This is a genomic window from Methylobacterium soli, assembly GCF_008806385.1.
Classification (GTDB): Bacteria; Pseudomonadota; Alphaproteobacteria; order Rhizobiales; family Beijerinckiaceae; genus Methylobacterium; species Methylobacterium soli.
This window is the reverse complement of record NZ_VZZK01000010.1, coordinates 124524-146316: the sequence shown is the minus strand read 5'-3', so window position 1 is coordinate 146316 and position 21793 is coordinate 124524. Positions and strand designations below refer to the sequence as shown.

The window sequence follows — 21793 nt, the reverse complement described above, 5'->3', positions numbered from 1 at the left end:
GGATGCGGCGGCGCAAGCTTCTCCTCGGCGCGGCCGGCACCCTCGCGGCGGCGGCGCTCGCCGGGGGCCTCCCGGCCTTCCGGAGCCTCGCCGCCGCGCAGGGGCTCGCCACGCGCCGGCGCGCGGGCCTCGCCCTCGGCACCACCGTGGCGCTGACCGCCGCCGGGCAGGACGCGGCCCGGCTCGACACCGCCCTCGACGAGGCCTTCCGGGCGATCCGCGCCGTCGAGGCCGCCGCGAGCCTGTTCCGGCCCGACAGCGCGCTGGCACGCCTCAACCGCGACGGGATCCTGCTGGCGCCCGACCCGCTCCTCCTGACGCAGCTGCGCTTCGCCCTCGACCTCGCGGCGGCGAGCGGGGGCGCCTTCGACCCGACGGTGCAGCCCCTCTGGACCCTCTGGGCCGCGGCGGCGGCCCGGGGCGAGCGCCCGGCAAACCCGGATCTGCGCGAGACCGTCCGGCGCGTCGACTGGCGCCGCGTCCGGGTGGAGGATGCCGCGATCCGCCTCGAACCCGGCATGGGCCTGACCCTGAACGGCCTCGTGCAGGGCTTTGCGGCCGACCGGGTGATGGCCGTCCTCGATCAGCACAGCATCGCGGATGCCTTCGTCGACACCGGCGAGTTCGGCGCCCGCGGGCAGCATCCCGACGGCACGCCCTGGCGCCTCGGCCTCGCCGACCCGCGCGAGCCGCACCGGATCGCCGCGGTGCTCGCCCCGTTCTCGGGCTTTGCCGCGACCTCCGGCGACTATGCCACGAGCTTCTCGCCGGACCATGCCGACCACCACATCTTCGATCCCGCCACCGGCCGCTCGCCGGCCGGCCTGTCCGCCGTCACGGTGACGGCCCCGACCGGCCTCCTCGCCGACGGCCTCTCGACGGCCGCGATGGTGCTCGGGGCGGAGGCCGGGCAGCGCCTCGTCGCGGGGTTTCCGGGCTGCGCGGCGCGGTTCACCGCGAAGCCCTGATCATTACCGCTGCGCCGCCGGGCGCGGTCCGGCCGCCGGGGGCACGATCGGGACGCCGATCCCGCTCGCGCGGCGTCGAGTTGCGCGCAACCGCTTCGCCCGACATAATCCCGTTCATAAGAGAACGGGCGCAGAAGCCCGGCGCTGGACGGGAGCGGAACGTGGATCAGGGCACGCAGATGCGCGCGCATCTGTGCGGGATCAGGACGGCATGGACCGAGGCGACGGACGCCGCGCGGGCCGTCGCCGAGATCGCGGACGCGATCGGCGGGGCCGAGATCGCGCAGCTCGTCGTGTTCTTCTCCCCCGATTACGAGCCTGCCGCCCTCAATCGGGCGCTCGGCGCGCATTTCCCCGACGCGGCGACCGCCGGCTGCACCATGTCGGGCGGGTTCTCGCCCGCGGGCGGCCTCGACCGGGGGCTCGTCGTCATCGCCTTCCCGGCCAAGGGCTTCCGCATCGTCTCGACGGTGCTCGACGCCATCGGGCATCTCGACGTCGAGCGCACGGCCTCCGCCGTCCGCGCGCTCCGGCGCACCCTGGAGCCGCACGGGCCGGACCATCTGCGGGAGCGGCGCTTCGCCCTCTCGCTGATCGACGGCCTCACGGACGCGGAGGAGACGGTGGTCTCGGCCATCGCCTGGGCCCTGGACGGAATTCCCCTCGTGGGCGGCTCGGCCGGCGACGATCTCACCTTCCGGGACACGGTGCTGCTGCATGGCGGCGCGATCCACCGCGACGCCGCGGTGCTGCTCCTCGTCGAGACGGATTTCCCGGTCCAGATCTTCAAGAGCGACAATTTCGAGCCGACCCAGACCAAGTTCGTGGTCACGGCCTCCGACAACGAGGGGCGCATCGTCCACGAGCTGAACGCCGAGCCCGCCGCCCACGAATACGCCATGGCGGTTGGGCTCGACCCCGAGGGCCTCTCGCCGATGAGCTTTGCCGCCTACCCGCTCGCGGTGAAGATCGGCGGCGAGTATTTCTGCCGCTCGATCCGGCGGATGAACCCGGACGGCTCGCTCAGCTTCTTCTGCGCCGTCGACGAGGGCGTGGTGCTGACCCTGGCCCAGCCCTGCGACATCGTCGCGGCGACGCGCGCCGAGCTCTCGCGCCTCGACGAGGCGCTCGGGGGGATCGACCTCGTGATCGGCTTCGAATGCGTGCTGCGCCGGCTCGATGCGGAGAGCCGGCAGGTCCGCCACGGGATCGCCGAGCTCTATCGGCGCTTCAACGTCGTCGGCTTCGAGACCTATGGCGAGCAATACCGGGCGATGCATCTCAACCAGACCTTCACGGGCATCGCGATCGGCCGGCAACCGGCCCCCATCGCCGTGCAGGCCGCCTCCTGACCGGCGCCGGCATGCTCGCATCCCCCCTCGAGCGGCGCATCGAGAAGCTCGAGCGCATCAACGCCGCCCTGATGGCCCATGTCGAGCGCAATATGGACCAGCAGGGCGGCGCCTACGCGCTGTTCCAGACCGCCATCACCCTCGAAGGCCGCGTCCGCACCCGCACCGAGGAGCTGACGGGGCTGATGCACCGGCTGGAGCGCTCGAACGCGGCGCTCGCGGCCGCCAAGGAGGAGGCCGAGACCGCCAACCGCTCGAAGACCCGCTTCCTCGCGGCCGCGAGCCATGACCTGCTCCAGCCCCTCAACGCCGCCCGCCTCTCGGTCTCGGCGCTGGCCGACCTGCCCTTGGGGCCGGAGGCCGCCATCATCGCGAACCAGGTGGAGCGCGGGCTTCAGACCATCGAGGACCTGATCAAGACCCTCCTGGACATCTCGAAGCTCGATGCCGGCATCGTCCGGCCGGAGGTGAAGCCCTTCCGGCTGCACGAGCTTTTCGCGACGATCGCGGGCAGCTTCAAGCCCTTCGCCGCGCGCAAGGGCCTGCGCCTGCGGGTGCGCGGGCCGGACCTCGTGGTGATGAGCGACGCCGCCCTCCTGCAGCGCATCCTGCAGAACCTCGTCTCGAACGCGATCCGCTACACCGAGAGCGGCGGCGTGCTCCTCGCCGCGCGGCGGCAAGGGGATGGCTGCCGGATCGAGGTGGTGGATTCCGGCCGCGGCATCGGGGCGGGCGAGCGCGATCTCGTCTTCGAGGAATTCTACCGGGGCGGCGCCGGGCGAGGGATGCCGGAGGAGCCCGGCCTCGGGCTCGGCCTCTCGATCGTGCGGCGCCTGGCGCAGGCCCTCGACCACCCCCTGATTCTGGCCTCCCGCACCGGCCACGGCACCCGGGTCTCCCTCGGGCTGGCGCTGGGGTCGGCCGAGGCCGAGCCGCCGGCCCGCGCGGTGCCGGTGGCGACGCGGCTGACCGGAGCCCGCATCCTCCTCGTCGAGAACGACCAGGCGACCGCCGACGCCCTGAAGCGCCTCCTGCAGAACTGGGACGCGCAGGTCAGCGCCTATCGCGACCTCGCGGAGGTGGCGGCGGGGATGGCCGGGGGCAGCGTCGCCCCGGACCTCCTCATCCTCGATTACCACCTCGACGACGGAGCCTGCGGCCTCGACGTCGCCGCCTACCTGCGCAACCTGACGAAGGCACCCCTGCCGGTGATCGTCACCACGGCCGATTACGCCCCCGAGATCGAGCGGCGCGTCGCCGGGATCGGGGCGGAGCTGATGCACAAGCCGGTCAAGCCGGCGCAGCTCCGCTCCCTCCTGACCTACATGCTGACCTGAGGCGCGGGACCTCGGCGGCGCCCGCCGAAGCCCCCGGGGGCGCCGCCCGGCCCCCCACCTCGGCCGGATCGATTCCGGCTTCCCGGTGGCGCGGGCGGGCCTGAAGGACCGGTTCTGAGGGCGACGGCCAGGCTTTGGGTGCGATGCAGGGCGGATCGGTTGCCGCGTCGCGGCGGCGACCCATCTTGGCGGGCGAAGGGGCGTCTCAACGATCCCGGAAGGACCTGACTTGACTGCAAACCCTCTGGGCCGCCTGCGGGCGGCCACCCTCGCCGCGGCCATCGCGGTCGTCGCGCCGGCCGCGGCGCAGGAACCGATCCGGATCGATGCCGCGCGCGGCGCCCTGCTGATCCACGGCAATTTCTGCGGTCCGGGCAATCGCGGCCCGGGATACCCGCCGGTGGATGCCCTCGATGCCGCCTGCATGCATCACGATGCCTGCACCCCGCCCCCCGGCGATCTTCCGCATTGTGCCTGCCACGACCGCCTGCACGCGGAAGCGGGCCGCGTGGCTCAGAACCTCGCGGCGCCGCGGGCGATCCGCGACAAGGCGAAGTTCATCTCGGATGGGGCCCTGCTGCTGCCCTGCCTCGACTGAGGCGGGGCGGCCCCGAGGACGGCGCGCGACGCGGCCCTCGGGACGAGCGCCGGATCAGCCCGGGTCGGACGGGTTGGCGGCAGCCGGCTTCGGCCCGCCCTTGGCGACGCCCACGAGGGCGGGGCGCAGGACCCGGTCGCCGATGACGTAGCCGGACTGCACCACCTGCACCACGGTGCCGGTCGGCACCTCGGCATTCGGCACCTCGAACATGGCCTGATGCCGGTTCGGGTCGAAGCGCTGGCCCTGCGGCTCGATCAGCTTCACCCCGTGGCGCTCCAGCGTCTTGGTCAGGTCGCGCTCGGTCAGCTCGATGCCGTCCAGGAGACCCTTGAAGGCGCCGTCCGCGCCCGAGCGGGTCTCGGCCGGCACGCTCTCCACGGCGCGGCGCACGTTGTCGGCCACGTTGAGCATGTCGCGGGCGAAGTTCGTCACCGCGTAGGTGCGGGCATCGGCCACCTCGCGCTCCGTGCGGCGACGCAGGTTCTCCATCTCGGCGAGCGTGCGCAGGACCCGGTCCTTGAGCTCGTCCCGCTCGGCCGTGAGCGCGGCCAGGGCCTCGGCGCCCGGCGGCGGCTCGGATGCGGCGCCGTTCTGCGCGGCGCCGTTCACGCCGCCGCGGTCCTCCCGCTGCTCCTCGCGCCGGTCGTCATGCTCCATGTCGTTGCCCATCATCGCGATTCTGTCGTCCGGAATGGTTCGGGGGTCGGCGCTGATATCAGACGGCGGAGCCGTGAAATCAACCCGCGCCGCGCGCCGGAACCGGTCCGCACGGCGGCTGCCGGGCGTAGCCGCCGGCGAATTGGCCGGACCGGCCCGAAGGCACGGGCGGGTCACGCCTCCCGCGGGGGGGGCGCGATCACGAGGGCTTCGAGGCCCTCCGCCTTCAGGGCGGCGACGTCGCCCGCGAACACCTCCATCACCGTGCTGCGGATCGTGGCCTGCCGGTCGGGCTGGGTCACGCGCGTGCCCGTGAGGTCGGTGACGTAGAAGACGTCCACCGCCCGCTCGCCGAAGGTCGCCACATGGGCCGAGGTGATGTTGAGGGAGAGGCGGCTCAGCGCCGTCGTCAGCTCGTAGAGGAGGCCCGGCCGATCGAGGCCGGTGATCTCGATCACGGTCTCGCGGCTCGACAGGGCGTTGTCGATGAAGACGTCGGGCGGGACCGGGAAGGTCTTGGCGCGCGTGCTCGTCGGGGGGTGCTTGTCGGCGACGAGCTCGGCGATCTTGATCTCGCCCTTGAGCGCCTTCTCGATCGCCGCCGTGATGCGCCGGGCGCGGCGCATCTCGTCCTCGTCGCGGTCGAAGGCGCGCGAGACGAAGATGGAATCGAGGGCGAAGCCGTCCGTCGTGGTGTAGATCTGCGCGTCCACGATATTGCCGCCGGCCGCCGCGCAGGCGCCCGTCACGATGGCGAGCAGCCGCGGGTGGTCGGGGGAATAGACCGTCAGCTCGGTGACGCCCCGCACCGGGTCGGTCTCGACCTCGGTGCCGACGGTGCGGCCATCCGCGATCAGGCGCTTGATGAAGTTCGCATTCTTGAACTGGCGCACCGCCTCGACCTTGAGCCAGTAGGCCTGGTTGTGGCGGGACGCGTAGGCATCGAAATCCGCCGAGGCCCAGTCGGTGAGCTGCTCGCGCAGCGCCATCTGGATCAGGCGCACCCGGTCGGTGCGGGCGATCTCAGAATGACCGCCCGAGAGCACCACCTCGGTTTCGTCGTAGAGCGTGCGGATCAGCGTGCCCTTCCAGGCGGTCCAGACGCCCGGCCCCACCGCCGTGATGTCGGCCACCGTCAGGATGGTGAGGAGGCGCAGCCGCTCCAGCGTCTGCACGACATCCGCGAACTTCTCGATGGTCTTCGGGTCCGAGAGGTCGCGGCTCTGCGCCGTCATCGACATCAGGAGGTGGTGCTCCACGAGCCAGGCCACCGTCTCGATCTCGGATTGGCTGAGGCCGAAGCGCGGTCCGAGCCGCTCGGCGATCGCCGCGCCCGCGATCGAGTGGTCCTCCGGGCGCCCCTTGGCGATGTCGTGCAGGAGGATCGCGACGTAGAGCGCCGTGCGGTTGTGGATCGTGCCGACGAGGCGCGAGACGAGCGGAAACTCCTCGTCGACGCGGCCGGAATCGATCGCCGCCAGCACGCCGAGCGCGCGCAGCAGGTGCTCGTCCACCGTGAAGTGGTGGTACATGTTGAACTGCATCATCGCGACGATGCGGCCGAAATCCGGGATGAAGCGGCCGAGCACGCCGGCCTCGTTCATCTGCCGCAGGATCGTCTCGGGCGAGTTCTTCGAGGTCAGGATCTCGAGAAAGAGGCGGTTCGCCTCGGCATCGGAGCGCAGCGAGTGCCCGATCAGCCGCAGGCTCCGGTTGGCGAGGCGCTTGGCGTCCGGGTGGATCGCGAGATTGTGCCGGTCGGCGAGCCAGAACAGCCGGATCAGGTTGACGGGGTCGCGCTCGAAGGCGTCCTCGGCCCGCAGGTTCACCCGGCCGTGGTCGAGCCAGAAATCCTCCGCCTCGATGGCGGTGGCGCGGAAGCGGTCGCGGAAGCGGCCGATCCAGCGGTCGAGCACGGGGGTGCGCTTGGCGTGGCGCGCCTCGAGCTCCGAGCAGACGATGGCGGTGAGGTCGCCCACATCCTTGGCGATCAGGAAATAGGCCTTCATGAAGCGCTCGACGCCGGACAGGCCGCCCCGCGCCCCGTAGCCGATGCGCTCCGCGATCCGGGGCTGCAGACCGAAGGACAGGCGCTCCTCGGCCCGCCCCGTGACGAAGTGCATGTGGCAGCGCACCCGCCACAGGAACTCGTCGCAGCGCTCGAACAGGCGGTACTCCTCCGCGGTGAACAGCCCCGCCGCCACGAGCTCCATCTGATCGCGCACCCGGTAGGTGTATTTCGCGATCCAGAACAGGGTGTTGAGGTCGCGAAGCCCGCCCTTGCCGTCCTTGACGTTGGGCTCGACGAGGTAGCGCGAGGCCCCGGCCTTGGCGACGCGCGCATCGCGCTCGCGCAGCTTCGCCTCGACGAATTCGTGGGCCGTCCCGATCACGAGCTCCATGTCGAAGCGCGTCACCAGCTCCTCGAACAGGATTCGGGTGCCGAAGACGAAGCGGGCTTCCAGCAGCGCGGTGCGGATCGTCATGTCCGCGCGCGCCTCGCGCAGGCACTCCTCCACCGAGCGGGTGGCGTGCCCGACCTTCACCTTGAGGTCCCACAACACGTAAAGCATCGCCTCGACGACGCTCTCCGACCAGGCGGTCTGCTTGTAGGGCAGCAGGAACAGGAGATCGATGTCGGAGCCCGGCGCCATCGTGCCCCGGCCGTAGCCGCCCGTCGCCACGACGGCGAGCTGCTCGCCCGTGGAGGGATTGTCGTTCGGGTAGAGGCGCCAGACCACCGCGTCGTGGATCGCCTTGACGAGCGCATCCGTGAGGTTGCTGATCGCGCGCGCGCAGGCGATGCCGTCGCGGTCCTTCAGCAGGCGCTTCTCGGCCTCCTTGTGGCCGCGCTCCAGAACCTTGCGCAGTTCCGGCACCAGCACGGCACGGAGCTTCGTCGGCTCGCGGGCTTCCCGGTCGAGATTGTCCAGAACCTTGTCGAAGGCTGCTACGGCGTCAAACATGCTTCCCCCGTAGCATGTTACGCCCACGCTGCCAGCGGGCCGGGGCGACACACGCCCGTGACCGGCCATAGCCCGTCCGAAGCGTTCTCTTCCGCGGAAAAATTGTTTGACTTAAAGAACGCGTCTGCCTAGCTGATACGCGCGCGCCCCTCCGGGGCGACGGCTGACGGAGGGATTTCATGACGCTGCGCCTCGATCGCCGGACCTTGGCGAGGACCGCCCTCGGAGCCATCGCCTGCGGCGTGCTGGCGCTCGCCGGAGCCCCGGCTCGCGCGGCGGACGTCAAGGAGGTCCGCCTCGACTGGGCGACCTACAACCCCGTCAGCCTCGTCCTGAAGGAGAAGGGCTACCTCGAGGAGGCGCTGAAGCCGCAGGGCATCAAGGTGCGCTGGACCCAGTCCCTCGGCTCCAACAAGGCGCTCGAATTCCTGAATGGCGGCGCCATCGATTTCGGCTCCTCGGCGGGGGCCGCCGCGCTGCTCGCGCGCATCAACGGCAACCCGATCAAGGCCGTCTACGCCTATTCGCGGCCGGAATGGACCGCCCTCGTCACCCGCAAGGAGACCGGCATCGCCAAGGTCGCCGACCTGAAGGGCAAGCGCATCGCGGTGACGCGCGGCACCGATCCGCACATCTTCCTGATCCGCGCGCTCCAGGGGGCCGGGCTCACCGAGAAGGACGCCAAGCTCGTCCTGCTGCAGCACGCGGACGGCCGCACGGCCCTCGACCGGGGCGACGTCGATGCCTGGGCGGGCCTCGACCCGATGATGGCCGCGGCCGAGATCGAAAACGACGACGTGCTGTTCTTCCGCGATCCGGCGGCCAACACCTGGGGCGTCCTCGACGTGCGCGAGGATTTCGCCAAGGCGAATCCCGACCTCGTCCGGGCGGTGATCGCCGCCTACGAGGAGGCCCGCGCCTACGCGCTCAAGAATCCGGAGGCGCTGAAGGCCGCTTTGGTGGCGGCCACGAAGCTGCCCGATCCCGTGATCGCCCGCCAGATCGAGCGCACGGATCTCAGCCAGCCCGCCATCGGCCCGACCCAGGCCGAGGCGATCCGGGCGGCGGGCATCGCCCTGCAGCAGGCCGGGGTGATCCCGGCCGACACCAACGTGCAGGCCGCCGTCGACGGGCTGATCGACCCGCAATTCAACCCGGCGCCCGCGCGCTGACGCGGTGGCGGCCGGCCGCATGAGCGCACGGACCCTCACGGAGGCGGCGATGGCCGCTCCGGCCGCGGAGGCATCCCCAAAGGCGTCCCGCCGCGCGGCCGGCCTCGGCCGGGGCTGGCGCCTCGCCCTCGGGCTGGTTCTGCCGCTGCTGCTCGCCATCGGCTGGGAAGCGGCGGTGCGCTACGGCGTCGCGCCGGGGCGCCTGCTGCCGCCGCCGAGCCGGATCGGCGCCACGCTCTACGGCCTCGCGGCCTCGGGCGAACTCGCGACGCATGTGGGGGCGACGCTCCTGCGGGTCGGGCTCGGCTTCGCCTTCGGGGCGCTCGCCGGCATCCTCGTCGGGGCGCTCACCGGCACCCTCCCCCTGGCGCGCGACCTCCTCGATCCGAGCCTGCAGGCGCTGCGGGCGGTGCCGTCCCTCGCCTGGGTTCCCCTGTTCATCCTCTGGCTCGGCATCCTGGAAACCCCGAAGGTGACGCTGATCGCCGTCGGGGTGTTCTTCCCCGTCTATGTCGGGGTGGCGGGCGCCATCGCGTCGGTCGACCGCAAGCTCGTCGAGGTGGGGCGCATCTTCCGCCTGTCGCGGACGGCGCTCGCGCGGCGCATCCTGCTGCCGGCCGTGCTGCCCGCGACCCTGGTGGCCCTGCGCACGGGCCTCGGCCTCGGCTTCCTGTTCGTGGTGGCGGCGGAATTGATGGGCGCGTCCGAGGGGCTCGGCTACCTGCTCGTCGACGGCCAGCAATTCAGCAAGCCGGACCAGATCCTGGCCGCCATCATCGCCTTCGCGGTCCTGGGCAAGCTCGCCGACGCGCTCCTGGTGGCCCTGACCCGGCCCCTCGCGCGCTGGCAGGATACGGCCCGGGAGACCCTCTAGGCGGTGATGCCTCCTCAGGCCTCCCGCTCGTCGGCCTCCTGGTCGGCCTCGGGCTTCGCCTCGGCCTCACGCCGGGAGCGGCGCGCGCCCTCCACCGGCGGGAACAGCTCCGCGAGCCCGGCGGCGATCCCGTACAGGACCGGGTCCGAGGCCGGCCCCGAACGGAGTGGGTCGAGATCGCTCCGAAACATGGCCCCGAATCCTTCCCCCGCGGCTTGCTTGCCTCGTTGCCGCCCATTGCGGGTCACCCGAGGGGCGGCCCTCGGGCCGCCATGCAAGGGTGTTAATGCGTTGCGGACGTTTTCGTTTCACAGCAATGTCGCAGGCCGGCTGATCGCCTCAGCGGCGCCCGTGCAGGACCGCGCGGGGGTGCGGAATCAGGCAGGAGGCGGGCTCGACGCGCAGCACGACGGCGCTCGGGCAGAGGGCCTGGCAGCCCAGCGCGGCGTCGATCTGGTCCCGCCCGCAGCCTTGCGCGAAGCAGAGCCGGCCGAGATCCTCGCAGACGGCCGCGAAGCGCCCCGGCACCGGGCCGCCGAGATCGGCGGCGCGCGTCGGAAACGGGATCGCGGACAGGGCGAGCCCCAGCGCGGCGAGGCCGCCGAGGCCCCGGATCGATCTCACCAGAAGGGTCACGGCCGCCATCTCTCCGGTCGACATCCGCCCAAGCCTGTAGCATCGGGCGGCGCCGAACCCCTATGCCATTCCCGTGACACGCCTTCGCCGGATGCGGAGCGCCGTGCGGAGCCCAACGCGTGCTGACGATCAAGGACCTCTCCAAGACCTACGCGGACGGCACGCAGGCGCTCTCCGGCATCGGCCTCGACGTGCCGGCCGGCGAGATCGTCGCCCTGATCGGCGGGTCCGGCTGCGGCAAGACCACCCTGCTGCGCCTCGTGGCCGGGCTCGACCGGGCGAGCGCGGGCGAGATCCGCCTCGACGGCGAGCCGATCTCGGCGCCCCATCCGGGCGTCGGCCTCGTCTTCCAGGAGCCGCGCCTGCTGCCCTGGCTGAGCGTGTCCGACAATGTCGCCTTCGGGCTCGCCGACCTGCCGCGGGGCGAGCGGCGCGCCCGGGTCGCCCACGCGCTGGAGCGGGTGGGCCTCGCCGAGCATGCGGGCCGCTGGCCGCGGGAGCTCTCGGGCGGGCAGCAGCAGCGGGTCTCGATCGCCCGCGCCTTCGTGGCCAACCCCCGGGTGCTTCTCCTCGACGAGCCGTTCTCGGCCCTCGACGCCTTCACGCGGCGCGATCTTCACGGCCACCTGCTGGCCCTCTGGGCGGAATCGCGCCCGACCGTGCTCATCGTCACGCACGATGTCGGCGAGGCGGTGGCGCTCGCCGACCGGGCGGTGGTGATGCGCCCGAAGCCCGGCCGCCTCGACGACACGGTCGCGCTGGCGCTGCCCCGCCCGCGCGACCCGGCGGCGCCGCAGAGCGAGGCCGCCACGCGGACGATCCTGGCGGCCCTCGACCGCTCGCTGCGCCGGGCCGAGGCGGCGCCCATCAACGCGAATTGGTGGTAGCGGGCCTCACCGCCCCGCGAGGCCGGCCTCGATCGCCCCCAGGATCCAGCCGTCGCGGGTCGTCTTCGCCCGCGCGGCGGCGGCGTCGACCCGCTCGACGAGAGAGGGCGCGAGCGGCAGCGCCAGGATCACGGCGCTGTCCTGGCCCGGGTCGTAGAGGCTGGCCGTGACCTCGGCGGCGAAGCGCCGGACGGCCTCGCGCTTCCGGTCGAGGGGCAGGATGCCATCCGCCGCGACGAGGGGGCAATAGGCCGCCACCGCGTGGTCGACGATCGTTCCGTTCGACACCCCGTCCCGGCGCAGCCGGGCGATGGCCGCCCGCAGCGCGCCGGGATCGGGATGGGCGGAGGTGATGACCCCCGTGAGGGCGGCGTCCGCGGCCGGGTGCCCGGCCGGCGGCGCGCCGCATTCGAGCCCGGCGGCCGAGGCGCTGGTGGCGAGGAGCACGGCGAGGACGAGGGCGCCGCCGCCCGTCCGGAGGGCGCGACCGACGGGAAACGAGGGCATCATGGCGGGATCTCCCGAGCGTGAGACGGGCCGCCCCAGAGGAGGCGGCCCGGACGAGGCCAATCTTGCCTTGACCTGACTTGACTTGACCAATCCTGACTTGGCCGATCTGTGAATTGGCCGACGCCTACTTGGCCGGCTTGGTGGAGGCGGTGGTGCTCGCCGCATCGTGGCCGTGATCCGCGCTCGAGGCGGCCGCCGCGGCCTTCTGGGGCAGCGCGATCACGTCGATCATGTCGAAGCGCATGCCGTCCTCAGCCTGTTTCAGGACGGCGTTGGCCTCATAATACTTGCTCGCGTCGATCAGCTTGGCGGCCTGGTCCACGTCCGCCGTGGTCTTGGCGAGCGGCAGGACCGCCAGGGTGAAGTTCACGTCGACATGGGCGAGCTTCAGCTTCTCCAGGGCGCCCTTCCGGTCCCCCTTCGCCAGGCTCTTGTTGGCGTCGGCCACTGCGCTGGCCTTGGCGGGCGTCGCCACGAAATCCTCGCCGAGCAGGAGTTGGCCGTCGACCGGCAGCCAGGCCACGGGCTTCGTCATGTCGCCCTTGCTCGTGTCCCCCTTGCTCGTGTCCCCTTTGGCGGCGGCCGCCTTGTCGGAGGATGCGGTCCCGGTGGTGGCCGGCGGATGGAGGTCGGCCTCCGCCTTCAGGAACACGGTCTCGTCCGTCTTGGCCTTGTCGAGGGCGGCCTGCGCCTTGCCGATCAGGGTCTTGGCCTGGGACGGATCGGCGCCGAAGATGGCGATCCGGGCCAGGTGAAGGTCGCGGAAGGCCTGCGCGCCGTCCTTGGAGAGCTTGCCGACGTCCCGGTCGGCCGCCTTCTGCGCCGCGGTCTCCTGCGGAACCGACGGCGCGGCCTGATCGGCCGCGTAGGCGGCGCCGGCTAGGATCGTGGTCGCCGCGAGGGCGGCGGTGAACATGCGGAATCGATTCATGGCGAAGTCTCCTGCTCGCTGCTGGTTTGTCGAGACATCGGGCCTGTCTGCCGCCGCCTGTCTCGACGCTGATCGGAGAACTCGCCATCGCTGCCGGCGTTGCGTGAATTTCCTGTCATGATCTCTAAACATTCTCGTTATTATTGAAGAGCTCAAGAATTAATATCGTTCTCCGCTAATGTTTTCCAGTCTACAACTTCGGCGAGAGACAGTACGTCTCGGTTCCTTGGGAACGCGCCGGTCCCGGCCCGGCGCCGGCCCGCCCGGGGCCGGCTGGCGGAGGCCGGCGCGGCAGGCTAGACCGCCCTCGATCGACCCGAACGAGGAAACTCCCATGGACGCCACCGCCCTGCGCGCACTCCAGGCCCCCTTGAAGGACCAGTACCGCAGCACCCCCGATTCCGCCGTCATCACCCTGAAGGCCAAGGGCTCCCTCGACGACACCAGCATCGCCTGCAAGGTCGAGACCGGGCGGGCGCTGGCGGTCGCGGGTCTGCATCCGGCCACCGGCGGCTCGGGCGCGGAGCTGTGCTCGGGCGACATGCTGCTCGAGGCCCTCGTCGCCTGCGCGGGCGTGACCCTCAAGGCGGTCGCGACGGCGCTCGAGATTCCGCTGCGCGCCGGCACCGTCTCGGCCGAGGGCGATCTCGATTTCCGCGGCACCCTCGGGGTCGACAAGGAGGCGCCGGTGGGCTTCCGCGCCATCCGCCTCGCCTTCGCGCTCGAGACCGATGCCCCCCAGGAGAAGCTCGACCAGCTCCTCAAGCTCACCGAGCGCTACTGCGTGGTGTTCCAGACCCTCAACCACAAGCCGGAACTCGCGGTCAGCGCCAGCAAGGGCTGAGCCGTCCCGGAACGCGAAGGGGCGGAGATGCGCGCATCTCCGCCCCTTCGGGGATCCCGCGCGCCGCCGAGGCGGCAGGCGGGCTCTGTCGGCGGCGCTGTCAGACCATCGCCGGCTTGGCGAGGGCCACGTCCGGCCGCGCCGCCGCGCCGGCGCCGAGCCAGTTGCGCCGCATCGGCTTCAGCACGAAATAGGCGAGGATCGCCGTCAGCAGGTCGAGCCCGATCGCGATCGAGAAGACCGGGACCCAATTGCCCGCCGAATCGTGGATCAGCGCCGCGACCGGGCCGCCGAGCAGCGAGCCCACGCCCTGCGCCATGTAGAGGAAGCCGTAATTCGTCGTGGCGTGCTTGGTCCCGAAGGTGTCGGTGAGGATCGACGGGAACAGCGAGAAGATCTCGCCCCAGGCGAAGAACACCACCCCCGACAGGAGCGCGAACGCGTAGGCGTTCTGGCGGTAATAGAGCAGCAGGCAGATCGCGAGCGCTTCGAGGGTGAAGGCGATCGCCATGGTGTTCTCGCGGCCGATATTGTCCGAGACCCAGCCGAAGAAGGGCCGCGTCAGGCCGTTGGTGATGCGGTCGAAGGTGAGCGCGAAGGGCAGGGCCGCGAAGCCGAACACGATCGCGTCGGCGACGCCGAACTCGCGGGCAAAGCTCGCGAAGTTGGCCACCACCATCAGGCCGCCCGTCGACATCATCGCCATCATGGCAAACATCAGCCAGAACAGGGGCGTGCGCAGCATCGCCCGCGGGGCCGTATCCTGGGCCGCGGAGAGCACCTTGGCCTCGGGCAGGTTCGGCAGCTCGCCCGCCTGCGGGGCGCGCAGGCCGAGCGCCGCCAGGACGCCGACGACGCCCAGGATGCAGCCGAACACGAGCAGCGTGTGGCGGAAATCCGTCGCCGCCATCAGATCGGTGATCGGGAAGGTGGTGATCATCGCGCCCATGCCGTAGCCGGCCGCGACCACGCCCACCGCGAAGCCCCGGCGATCCGGGAACCAGCGCACCATCAGGCCGACGATGCCCACGTAGACGATGCCCGTGCCGAGGCCGCAGAGCAGGCCGTAGGTGGCGTAGAGGGCGAACAGGCTCTCGGCCTTCGAGGCCGCGATCCAGCCGAGCCCGCTCAGCGCGGCGCCGATCGCGATCATGAGCTTCGGGCTGAACCGGTCGATCAGCCAGCCCTGGACCGGCGAGAAGAAGGTCTGGAGCACGATGACCAGCGTGAAGGTCACCTGCACGGCGGCGAGCGAGGCGCCGGTGGTGGTCTGGAAGGGTTTGACGAACAGCGTCCAGACATATTGCGGGCTCGAGATCGTCATCATGACGACGAGCCCGAGCAGAAGCTGCACCCAGCGCTGCTTCGGGTTTTCGGTATCCATGCGGCACTCCCCTCTTGGTGGCATGCCAATGGCAACATCCATGCCATGGTTGTGAATACCCACGACCGAGCAACGTGCGGCGCTCGGTCACGTAACGCTTGAGCATCGAGCGGCGCCGGCAGCGTCATCGGCCTGCACGCGCATCTCACACAAAAGATCTTGCCCATGCCACGGCCAAACCGCAGGGCATTCGAGACCATTTCTGATCACGAACTCTATGATTGACAGATCTTTTATGCCGATCCCAGAAGATTTTGTGATTTCAAACTGGAAAATCCTGCATGCCGGCTGCGCGACGTGTCGGCCCCCGCCAGACCTGCGAGAGCGCCAACATCAGGATCGGGTAATCGATACCGATTGCTGCTGATCCTGCGGGACCCGAACAATCCCGGCAGCGGCCCGTTCTCGGAGCGTCAGCCCCTGGTCCCGCCCCACGCGGCGCGGATCGCCCCGCACCTTTCGGGCCTGCGCCTCGCCGGGCCGCGGAGGTCTCCGACGGCGCCTCGATCGACGCGGGGCGCGCCCGGATGCTCGACCGGACGACGCCGCAGGCGCGGCTCAGAGGAAAGCTGCGAACGCTCAGAGGCCGAGCGCGCCGCCATCCGAGCGGGGATCATGCACCGCCTCGATGCGGCCGTTGCCCGGGTGGCGCACCAGGATCCCGGCATGGCCGAGCGAATCGATATAGGCGCCCCCGAGTTCCTCGATCTCGTGGTCCATCCGCCGGAGCGCCGCGATGCAGGCCGGGTCGAAGCGGTCCTCGACCTTCACGGTCAGGGATTCCGCGCCCCAGGTCCGGCCGTAGAGCAGGCGCGGGGCGTCCACGGCCGCCGCCGGGCTCATCCCGTAATCCGCATAGCGCGTGAACACCTGTGCCTGAAATTGAGGCTGCCCGTCGCCGCCCATGCTGCCATAGGCCGTCACCCTGCCGTCATCGAAGGCAGCCAGCGCCGGAATCAGGGTGTGGAACGGCCGCCGCCCCGGCTCGAGCGGGTTCACGGCCTTGGGATCGAGGCTGAACGACATGCCCCGGTTCTGCCAATGGACCCCGGTCGCCGGCAGGACCGTGCCGGAGCCGTATTCCCAGTAGATCGACTGGATGTAGGAGACCGCGAGGCCGTCGCGGTCGATCGCCCCCATCCAGACCGTGTCGCCCTCGCCCGGGTTGCGCAGGGGCAGGCTCGCGGCGCGGGTCATGTCGATGGCCGCCGCCTCGCGGGCGAGGCGATCGGGCGCGAGGAAGGAGGCCGGATCGACGCTGAGCCGGTCGAAATCGGTCACCACCCGGTCGCGGATCGCGAAGGCCCGCTTCGTCGCCTCGATCAGCCCGTGATAATGCGCGGCCGTCTCCGGCTCGCGGATGTTCAGCCGGTCGACGATGCCGAGGATCAGGAGGGCGGCGAGCCCCTGGGTCGGCGGCGGGAAGTTGTAGATCGTCGCGTCGCGCCGGCGGAGCGACAGGGCCTGGCGCTCGCGCGGGCGGTAGGATGCGAGGTCGGCCCGGGTCACGGGGGCATCGAGGCGCTCGAGGTCGGCGGCGATTTCGCGGCCGATATCGCCCCGGTAGAAATCGTCGAGACCCGCATGGGCGAGCTGCTCCAGGGTCGCGGCCAGGGCCGGCAGCCGGCGGGTCTCGCCGGCGGGCCAGGGCTTGCCGTCCTTCAGGAAGGCGGCGGCGAAGTTCGGGGCATCGTGCAGCGTGTCGAGTTCCTTGGGGACGTAGCGCGCCTCCGAGGGCGAGACCGGGCAGCCCTCGCGGGCATGCCGGATCGCGTCGGCCAGGAGCACCCCGAGGGGCAGGCGCCCGCCGAGCGCCTGCGCGAGATCGCGCGCGAGGCTCCAGCCGCCGATGGCGCCCGCCACCGTCAGGGCCGCGTCGGGCCCGCGGGCGGGAATCGCGTCGTAGCCCTTCTGGCGGTAGCGCTCCCGCGTCGCCAGGCGCCCGGCCGGGCCGCAAGCCTCGATGCCGCGCACCCGCCCGCTCTTCTCGCGCACCAGCCAGAAGCCGTCGCCGCCGATGCCGTTCATGTGCGGGTAGACCACCGCGATCGCCGCCGCCATGGCGATCATCGCCTCGATCGCGTTGCCGCCCTGTGCCAGCACGCTCTGGCCGGCCTGCGCCGCGAGGCTGTGGGGCGCGGCGACGGCGGCGGAGGCGAAGATCGGGGTCTCGGGCATGGGGGATCCGCTGACTGGCTCGAACCCGGATGGCTTACGGGACGGATCGCCGTCTGCAAAGGCGGGGCCCCGCGGAGGCGCCGCATCCGGGATCGGGAAGATCCGCGGCCTTGCCCGGACTTCGTCGGACTCACAAGTGCGTGAGAGCGATCTGTATCCCGCAAAAATAAACCTAGAGGAAATTTCTACGGATTACCGCGATCTCAGGTATGCGCCAGATTGCCCGGACCTCACCGCACACGAAGGTCGGCCATGTCCGGGACGCTCTATTTCGGCGACAATCTCGATGTCCTGCGCGAGCATGTCGCCGATGAGAGCGTCGATCTGATCTATCTCGATCCGCCCTTCAACTCGAAAGCCACCTACGCGATCCTGTTCCGCTCCCCGGACGGCAGCAAGAGTTCCTCGCAGATCAAGGCCTTCGAGGACACCTGGTCGTGGAATGACAGTTCGGAGCAGGCCTTCGACGACGTCATGGGCGCGGGCCGAACCGATGTGGCAAACCTGCTCCGGTCCATGCGCCAGTTCCTCGGCGACAACGACATGATGGCCTACCTCGCCATGATGTCGGTGCGCTGCCTCGAGATGCACCGGGTCCTGAAGGGAACCGGATCGCTCTACCTGCACTGCGATCCCACCGCGAGCCACTACCTGAAGTTGATCCTCGACGCGGTGTTCGGGGTGAAGCAGTTCCGCAACGAGATCGTCTGGCGCCGCGCCCGCGGGCATTACGACCGCAAGCTCGCCAAGTTCGGCGCCATCCACGACACCATCCTGTACTACAGCAAGTCGGATGCGCGCCGGTTCAACCCGACTCTGCTGGAGCGGGAGGGGAATGCTCCGGCGACCCACGACCTCTACGTCCATACGGACGGCAAGCTGTACCGGAAGGACAATTGCCGCGCCCCCGGCAACCGCGGTCCGCTCTACGATTGGAACGGGCACAGCTTCCACTGGCGCTTCTCGCCGGAGGAGCGGGACCGGCTGATCGCCGAGGGCCGCATCGTCTACACCCGCAACGGCATGCCGCGGGTGCTGCGCCCCGTCGACCGCGCGCGCGGGACGCCGCTTCAGGACATCTGGACGGACATCGACGCCCTCAATGCGGGCTCGGCCGAGATCCTTGGCTACCCGACGCAGAAGCCGGTGGCGCTCCTGGAGCGCATCATCGCCTCCTCCACCGCGCCCGGGGACGTGGTGCTGGATCCGTTCTGCGGGTGCGGCACGGCGGTCCACGCCGCGCAGGCGCTGCGCCGGCAATGGATCGGCATCGACGTGACGCCGCTCGCCGTCAACCTGATCGCCCGGCGCCTCGGCGAGGCCTTCCCGGCGGTCCTGTTCAATGTCCGGGGCATCCCGCGCGACATGGACGGGGCCCGGGAGCTCGCATTGCGCGACAAGCACCTGTTCCAGCTCTGGTGCGTCGACCTCGTCGACGCGCAGCCCTACCGCGACGGCCGGAAGGGCGCCGACGGGGGCATCGACGGGCTGATCTACTTCAAGCCGGACGGGGGAGCGACGCGGGCCGTGATCGTCTCGGTGAAGGGGGGCGCGCATGTGGGCGTCGGGCAGATCAAGGACCTGCACGCCACCCTGATCCGCACCCAGGAGCCGATGGGGCTGTTCGTGACTCTGACGCCCCCGACCCGGCCGATGGAGCGCGAGGCCGCCGCCGCGGGCCTCTACGATGCCGGGCATCACCGGGTGCCGCGCATCCAGATCCTCACGGTCGAGCAGCTGCTGCGGGGCCTGCGCCCGAAAATCCCCTTCGGCCACACGATGAGCTACAAGCGCACCGCGCGCGAGCGCGACCGCGCGGCGCAGCCGCGCCTCGATCTTGACTGAGCACGATTGCCGCAGGCCAGATACGGGCGCCGCCCTATCTCGTCTGGCAGATGCTGATTTTCGAGTGGGTCGTGGGCGTCCTCCTGGGCGCCGTATTGCTGGCAGCGCTGGCGCGGCGGGTGGGGGCTCCCTACCCGGCCTTCCTGGCGCTCGGCGGCGTGGCGCTGGCCTTCGTGCCCGGCGTGCCGAACCTGAAGCTCGACCCGGAACTGGCGCTTGCCCTGTTCCTCGCCCCCGTTCTGCTCGATGCCGGCTACGACACCTCGCTGCGCGACCTCAAGGCGAATTGGCGCCCGATCGCCGGCCTCGCCTTCGGGGCGGTGGCGGTCACCACGGTGGCGGTGGCTTTGGTGGCCAAGGCGCTGGTGCCCGACATGCCGTTCGCCGCCTGCATCGTGCTCGGCGCCGTGGTGGCGCCCCCCGACGCGGTCGCGGCCCTCTCGGTCCTGCGGCACGTCCCGCTGCCGCACCGACTCAGCACGATCCTGCGCGGCGAGAGCCTGCTCAACGATGCGGGCTCGCTCCTGATCTACCGGCTCGGGGTCGCGGCCGCGATCACCGGGTCCTTCAACCCGGCCGAGATCGCCCCGACCTTCCTGATCGGCGTCGTCGGCAGCCTCGTGGCGGGGCCGCTCCTCGCCTTCGCGTATGTCGCCCTGACGCGCCGCTTCCAGGATGCGGCGAGCATCATCGTGCTGCAATTCGTGGCGGCCTTCGGCATCTGGATCGCCGCGGAGGGGCTGGAGCTCTCCGGCGTCCTCACCATCGTGACCTTCGCCATCACGGTGGCGCGCTACTCCCCCGGCATCACGGCGCCCCGCACCCGCATCCTGTCCTACGCCGTCTGGGACACCTCGGTGTTCGTCCTCAACGTCCTGGCCTTCGTGCTGATCGGCATCCAGATCGCGCCGATCCTCGACCGGCTGAACCAGGCCGAGCAGGTCTCCGCGATGCTGCTCGCCGGGATGGTCTTCCTCACGGTGGTCCTCACCCGCATCGCCTGGGTCCTGCCGGCGAGCGGCATCGACCGGCTCGAATTCACCGGGCCGCGCAAGGGCCGGCACCCCGCCCGCGCGGCCGACGAGGACGCGCAGACGCCGGGCCTCGGCCTCCGGGCCGCGGTGGCGGTGTCGTGGTCGGGGATGCGCGGCATCGTCACCATCGCGACCGCCCTCGCCCTGCCGCAGGGCGGGCCGGACGGGGGCTTCCCCTATCGCGATCTCATCGTGTTCACGGCCTTCTGCGTCGTCATCGGCACCCTGGTGGTGCAGGGCCTGACGCTCGGGCCCCTGCTCGCGCGGCTCGGGCTCCAGGACGACGATCCCGTCGGCCGGGAGGTGGGGCGGGCGCGGGCCGAGGCCTACGCGGCGGCCCTCAAGAGCCTCGATGCCACCGAGATCGAGGATCAGGAAGCTGCGGCGACCGAGGCGCTGCGCGCGGAATTCGTGGCGGCCCTCGACGAGGCCAAGTCCCATGACGAGGGCCTCGCCCCCGAGACCCTGCCCTCCGACGCGGTCCGGCGCCGGGCCATCGCGGCCGCCCGCGACACGGTGCTCCGCCTGCGCCGGGAGGGCCGCATCGGCGACGACGCCTATTACGTCCTGGAAGAGGAGTTCGACTGGGCGGAGCTCAACGCCACCCCCCGCGCCGAGACCTGAGCGCGGGTCAGGCGGAGCGCCCGAGCCGTCCCTCGATCGCGTCCCAGACCGACACCGCGAGATCGGGCCCGCCGAGGCGCTTGATCGCCCGGATGCCGGTGGGCGAGGTCACGTTGATCTCGGTGAGGTGGCCGTCGATCACGTCGATGCCGACGAGGATCAGGCCGCGCCGCCGGAGTTCGGGCCCGATCGCCGCGCAGATCTCGCGTTCGCGCGCGCTGAGGTCGGAGGCCGCCGCCGCCCCGCCCCGCACCATGTTGGAGCGGATGTCGTTGAGGGCGGGAACCCGGTTGATCGCCCCCATCGGCTCGCCGTCGACCAGGATGATGCGCTTGTCGCCCTCGGTGATCTTCTCGAGGAAGCGCTGCACCACCCATTGCTCGCGGAAGGTCGCGCTGAACAGATCGAACATCGAGCCGAAATTCGGATCCTGCTCCGAGACCCGGAACACGGCCGCGCCGCCATGCCCGTGCAGCGGCTTCATCGCGATGGTGCCGTGCTCGCGCCGGAATTCCTCGATCTCCGCCTTGTCGCGGGTGATCAGCGTCGGCGGCATCAGCTCGGGGAAATCGAGGACGAACAACTTCTCGGGGGCGTTGCGGACCTCCGAGGGGTTGTTCACCACCAGCGTCCCCGGATGGACGTGTTCGAGGATGTGGGTGGCCGTGATGTAGGCCATGTCGAAGGGTGGATCCTGGCGCATCAGCACCACGTCGACCTCCGAGAGGTCGATCCGCGCGCTGGCGCCGAGGCTCGCATGCGCGCCCTCGACGTCCTGCACGGTCAGGGGCTCGACCCGCGCCGTGGCGCGCCGGCCCTGCAGGGAGAGCCGGTCCGGCGTGTAGTAGAGGAGCCGGTGCCCCCTCGCCTGCGCTTCGAGGAGCAGGGCGAAGGTGGTGTCTCCGGCGATCCGGATCGCCTGGATCGGGTCCATCTGGACCGCCACGGTGAGGGCCATGCGCGTCATCTACCTCGGTGCAACGGGATGCGAGG

The 21793-nt window shown here is 71.0% G+C and carries 19 protein-coding genes; 10 read left to right on the top strand and 9 right to left on the bottom strand.

Annotated features, from left to right (window positions below; all coding sequences use genetic code 11):
- Window positions 1-2: 2 nt before the first annotated feature.
- The 4 genes from F6X53_RS12270 to F6X53_RS12255 all read left to right on the top strand — a co-directional run bounded on the left by F6X53_RS12270 (window position 3) and on the right by F6X53_RS12255 (window position 4255).
- A complete protein-coding gene (locus F6X53_RS12270) occupies window positions 3-968 on the top strand; it encodes an FAD:protein FMN transferase (protein ID WP_151000302.1) in 966 nt (321 codons plus the stop codon).
- 179 nt (window positions 969-1147) lie between these two features.
- Window positions 1148-2320 carry an FIST N-terminal domain-containing protein gene (locus F6X53_RS12265; RefSeq protein WP_191970814.1) on the top strand — a complete coding sequence of 391 codons (1173 nt, stop codon included), beginning with the start codon at window positions 1148-1150 and terminating at the stop codon, window positions 2318-2320.
- Between the two features lie 11 nt (window positions 2321-2331).
- Complete coding sequence (locus F6X53_RS12260) at window positions 2332-3657, top strand: ATP-binding response regulator (protein WP_151000300.1); 1326 nt, start codon at window positions 2332-2334, stop codon at window positions 3655-3657.
- Window positions 3658-3886: 229 nt separating this feature from the next.
- Window positions 3887-4255 carry a phospholipase A2 family protein gene (locus F6X53_RS12255; protein WP_373875920.1) on the top strand — a complete coding sequence of 123 codons (369 nt, stop codon included), beginning with the start codon at window positions 3887-3889 and terminating at the stop codon, window positions 4253-4255.
- 54 nt (window positions 4256-4309) lie between these two features.
- Here F6X53_RS12255 and grpE read toward each other — a convergent pair whose 3' ends face one another.
- Window positions 4310-4930, bottom strand: a complete 621-nt coding sequence (grpE, locus tag F6X53_RS12250) for a nucleotide exchange factor GrpE (protein WP_151000299.1) — start codon at window positions 4928-4930, stop codon at window positions 4310-4312.
- Window positions 4931-5088: 158 nt separating this feature from the next.
- Window positions 5089-7881, bottom strand: coding sequence for a [protein-PII] uridylyltransferase (locus tag F6X53_RS12245; RefSeq protein ID WP_151000298.1), 2793 nt, complete (start codon window positions 7879-7881; stop codon window positions 5089-5091).
- A 179-nt stretch (window positions 7882-8060) separates the two neighbouring features.
- On the opposite strand from F6X53_RS12245, the gene F6X53_RS12240 reads away from it, so the two are divergent.
- Both F6X53_RS12240 and F6X53_RS12235 read left to right on the top strand, forming a co-directional pair.
- Window positions 8061-9053: an aliphatic sulfonate ABC transporter substrate-binding protein gene (locus F6X53_RS12240; protein ID WP_151000297.1), complete on the top strand. Its 993-nt coding sequence runs from the start codon at window positions 8061-8063 to the stop codon at window positions 9051-9053.
- A 49-nt stretch (window positions 9054-9102) separates the two neighbouring features.
- A complete protein-coding gene (locus F6X53_RS12235; protein WP_151000350.1) occupies window positions 9103-9927 on the top strand; it encodes an ABC transporter permease in 825 nt (274 codons plus the stop codon).
- A 14-nt stretch (window positions 9928-9941) separates the two neighbouring features.
- On the opposite strand, the gene F6X53_RS32355 is transcribed toward F6X53_RS12235, so the two are convergent.
- Window positions 9942-10118, bottom strand: coding sequence for a hypothetical protein (locus tag F6X53_RS32355; RefSeq protein WP_191970810.1), 177 nt, complete (start codon window positions 10116-10118; stop codon window positions 9942-9944).
- Between the two features lie 148 nt (window positions 10119-10266).
- Window positions 10267-10587 carry a hypothetical protein gene (locus tag F6X53_RS12230; RefSeq protein ID WP_238296756.1) on the bottom strand — a complete coding sequence of 107 codons (321 nt, stop codon included), beginning with the start codon at window positions 10585-10587 and terminating at the stop codon, window positions 10267-10269.
- A 95-nt stretch (window positions 10588-10682) separates the two neighbouring features.
- Between F6X53_RS12230 and F6X53_RS12225 the strand changes: the two genes are divergently transcribed.
- Window positions 10683-11450 (top strand): ABC transporter ATP-binding protein, encoded by a 768-nt coding sequence (locus F6X53_RS12225; protein ID WP_151000296.1) that lies wholly within the window; start codon window positions 10683-10685, stop codon window positions 11448-11450.
- 6 nt (window positions 11451-11456) lie between these two features.
- On the opposite strand, the gene F6X53_RS12220 is transcribed toward F6X53_RS12225, so the two are convergent.
- Complete coding sequence (locus tag F6X53_RS12220) at window positions 11457-11960, bottom strand: hypothetical protein (protein ID WP_244965558.1); 504 nt, start codon at window positions 11958-11960, stop codon at window positions 11457-11459.
- A 124-nt stretch (window positions 11961-12084) separates the two neighbouring features.
- Window positions 12085-12891: a YfdX family protein gene (locus tag F6X53_RS12215; RefSeq protein ID WP_151000295.1), complete on the bottom strand. Its 807-nt coding sequence runs from the start codon at window positions 12889-12891 to the stop codon at window positions 12085-12087.
- 334 nt (window positions 12892-13225) lie between these two features.
- On the opposite strand from F6X53_RS12215, the gene F6X53_RS12210 reads away from it, so the two are divergent.
- Window positions 13226-13735 (top strand): OsmC family protein, encoded by a 510-nt coding sequence (locus tag F6X53_RS12210; RefSeq protein ID WP_151000294.1) that lies wholly within the window; start codon window positions 13226-13228, stop codon window positions 13733-13735.
- 100 nt (window positions 13736-13835) lie between these two features.
- On the opposite strand, the gene oxlT is transcribed toward F6X53_RS12210, so the two are convergent.
- Window positions 13836-15119, bottom strand: a complete 1284-nt coding sequence (oxlT, locus tag F6X53_RS12205) for an oxalate/formate MFS antiporter (protein WP_151000293.1) — start codon at window positions 15117-15119, stop codon at window positions 13836-13838.
- Between the two features lie 579 nt (window positions 15120-15698).
- Window positions 15699-17297, bottom strand: a complete 1599-nt coding sequence (locus F6X53_RS12200; RefSeq protein ID WP_151000292.1) for a gamma-glutamyltransferase family protein — start codon at window positions 17295-17297, stop codon at window positions 15699-15701.
- 252 nt (window positions 17298-17549) lie between these two features.
- Here F6X53_RS12200 and F6X53_RS12195 point away from each other — a divergent pair, with 252 nt between their 5' ends.
- Together F6X53_RS12195 and F6X53_RS12190 are read left to right on the top strand one after the other, a co-directional pair.
- Window positions 17550-19142 carry a DNA methyltransferase gene (locus tag F6X53_RS12195; RefSeq protein WP_151000291.1) on the top strand — a complete coding sequence of 531 codons (1593 nt, stop codon included), beginning with the start codon at window positions 17550-17552 and terminating at the stop codon, window positions 19140-19142.
- Between the two features lie 50 nt (window positions 19143-19192).
- Entirely contained in the window at window positions 19193-20800 is a 1608-nt protein-coding gene (locus F6X53_RS12190; protein ID WP_151000290.1) for a cation:proton antiporter, read from the top strand.
- A gap of 7 nt (window positions 20801-20807) precedes the next feature.
- Here the strand turns inward: F6X53_RS12190 and gshB are convergent, their stop codons facing one another.
- Window positions 20808-21758 carry a glutathione synthase gene (gene gshB / locus F6X53_RS12185; protein WP_151000347.1) on the bottom strand — a complete coding sequence of 317 codons (951 nt, stop codon included), beginning with the start codon at window positions 21756-21758 and terminating at the stop codon, window positions 20808-20810.
- Between the last annotated feature and the right edge of the window lie 35 nt (window positions 21759-21793).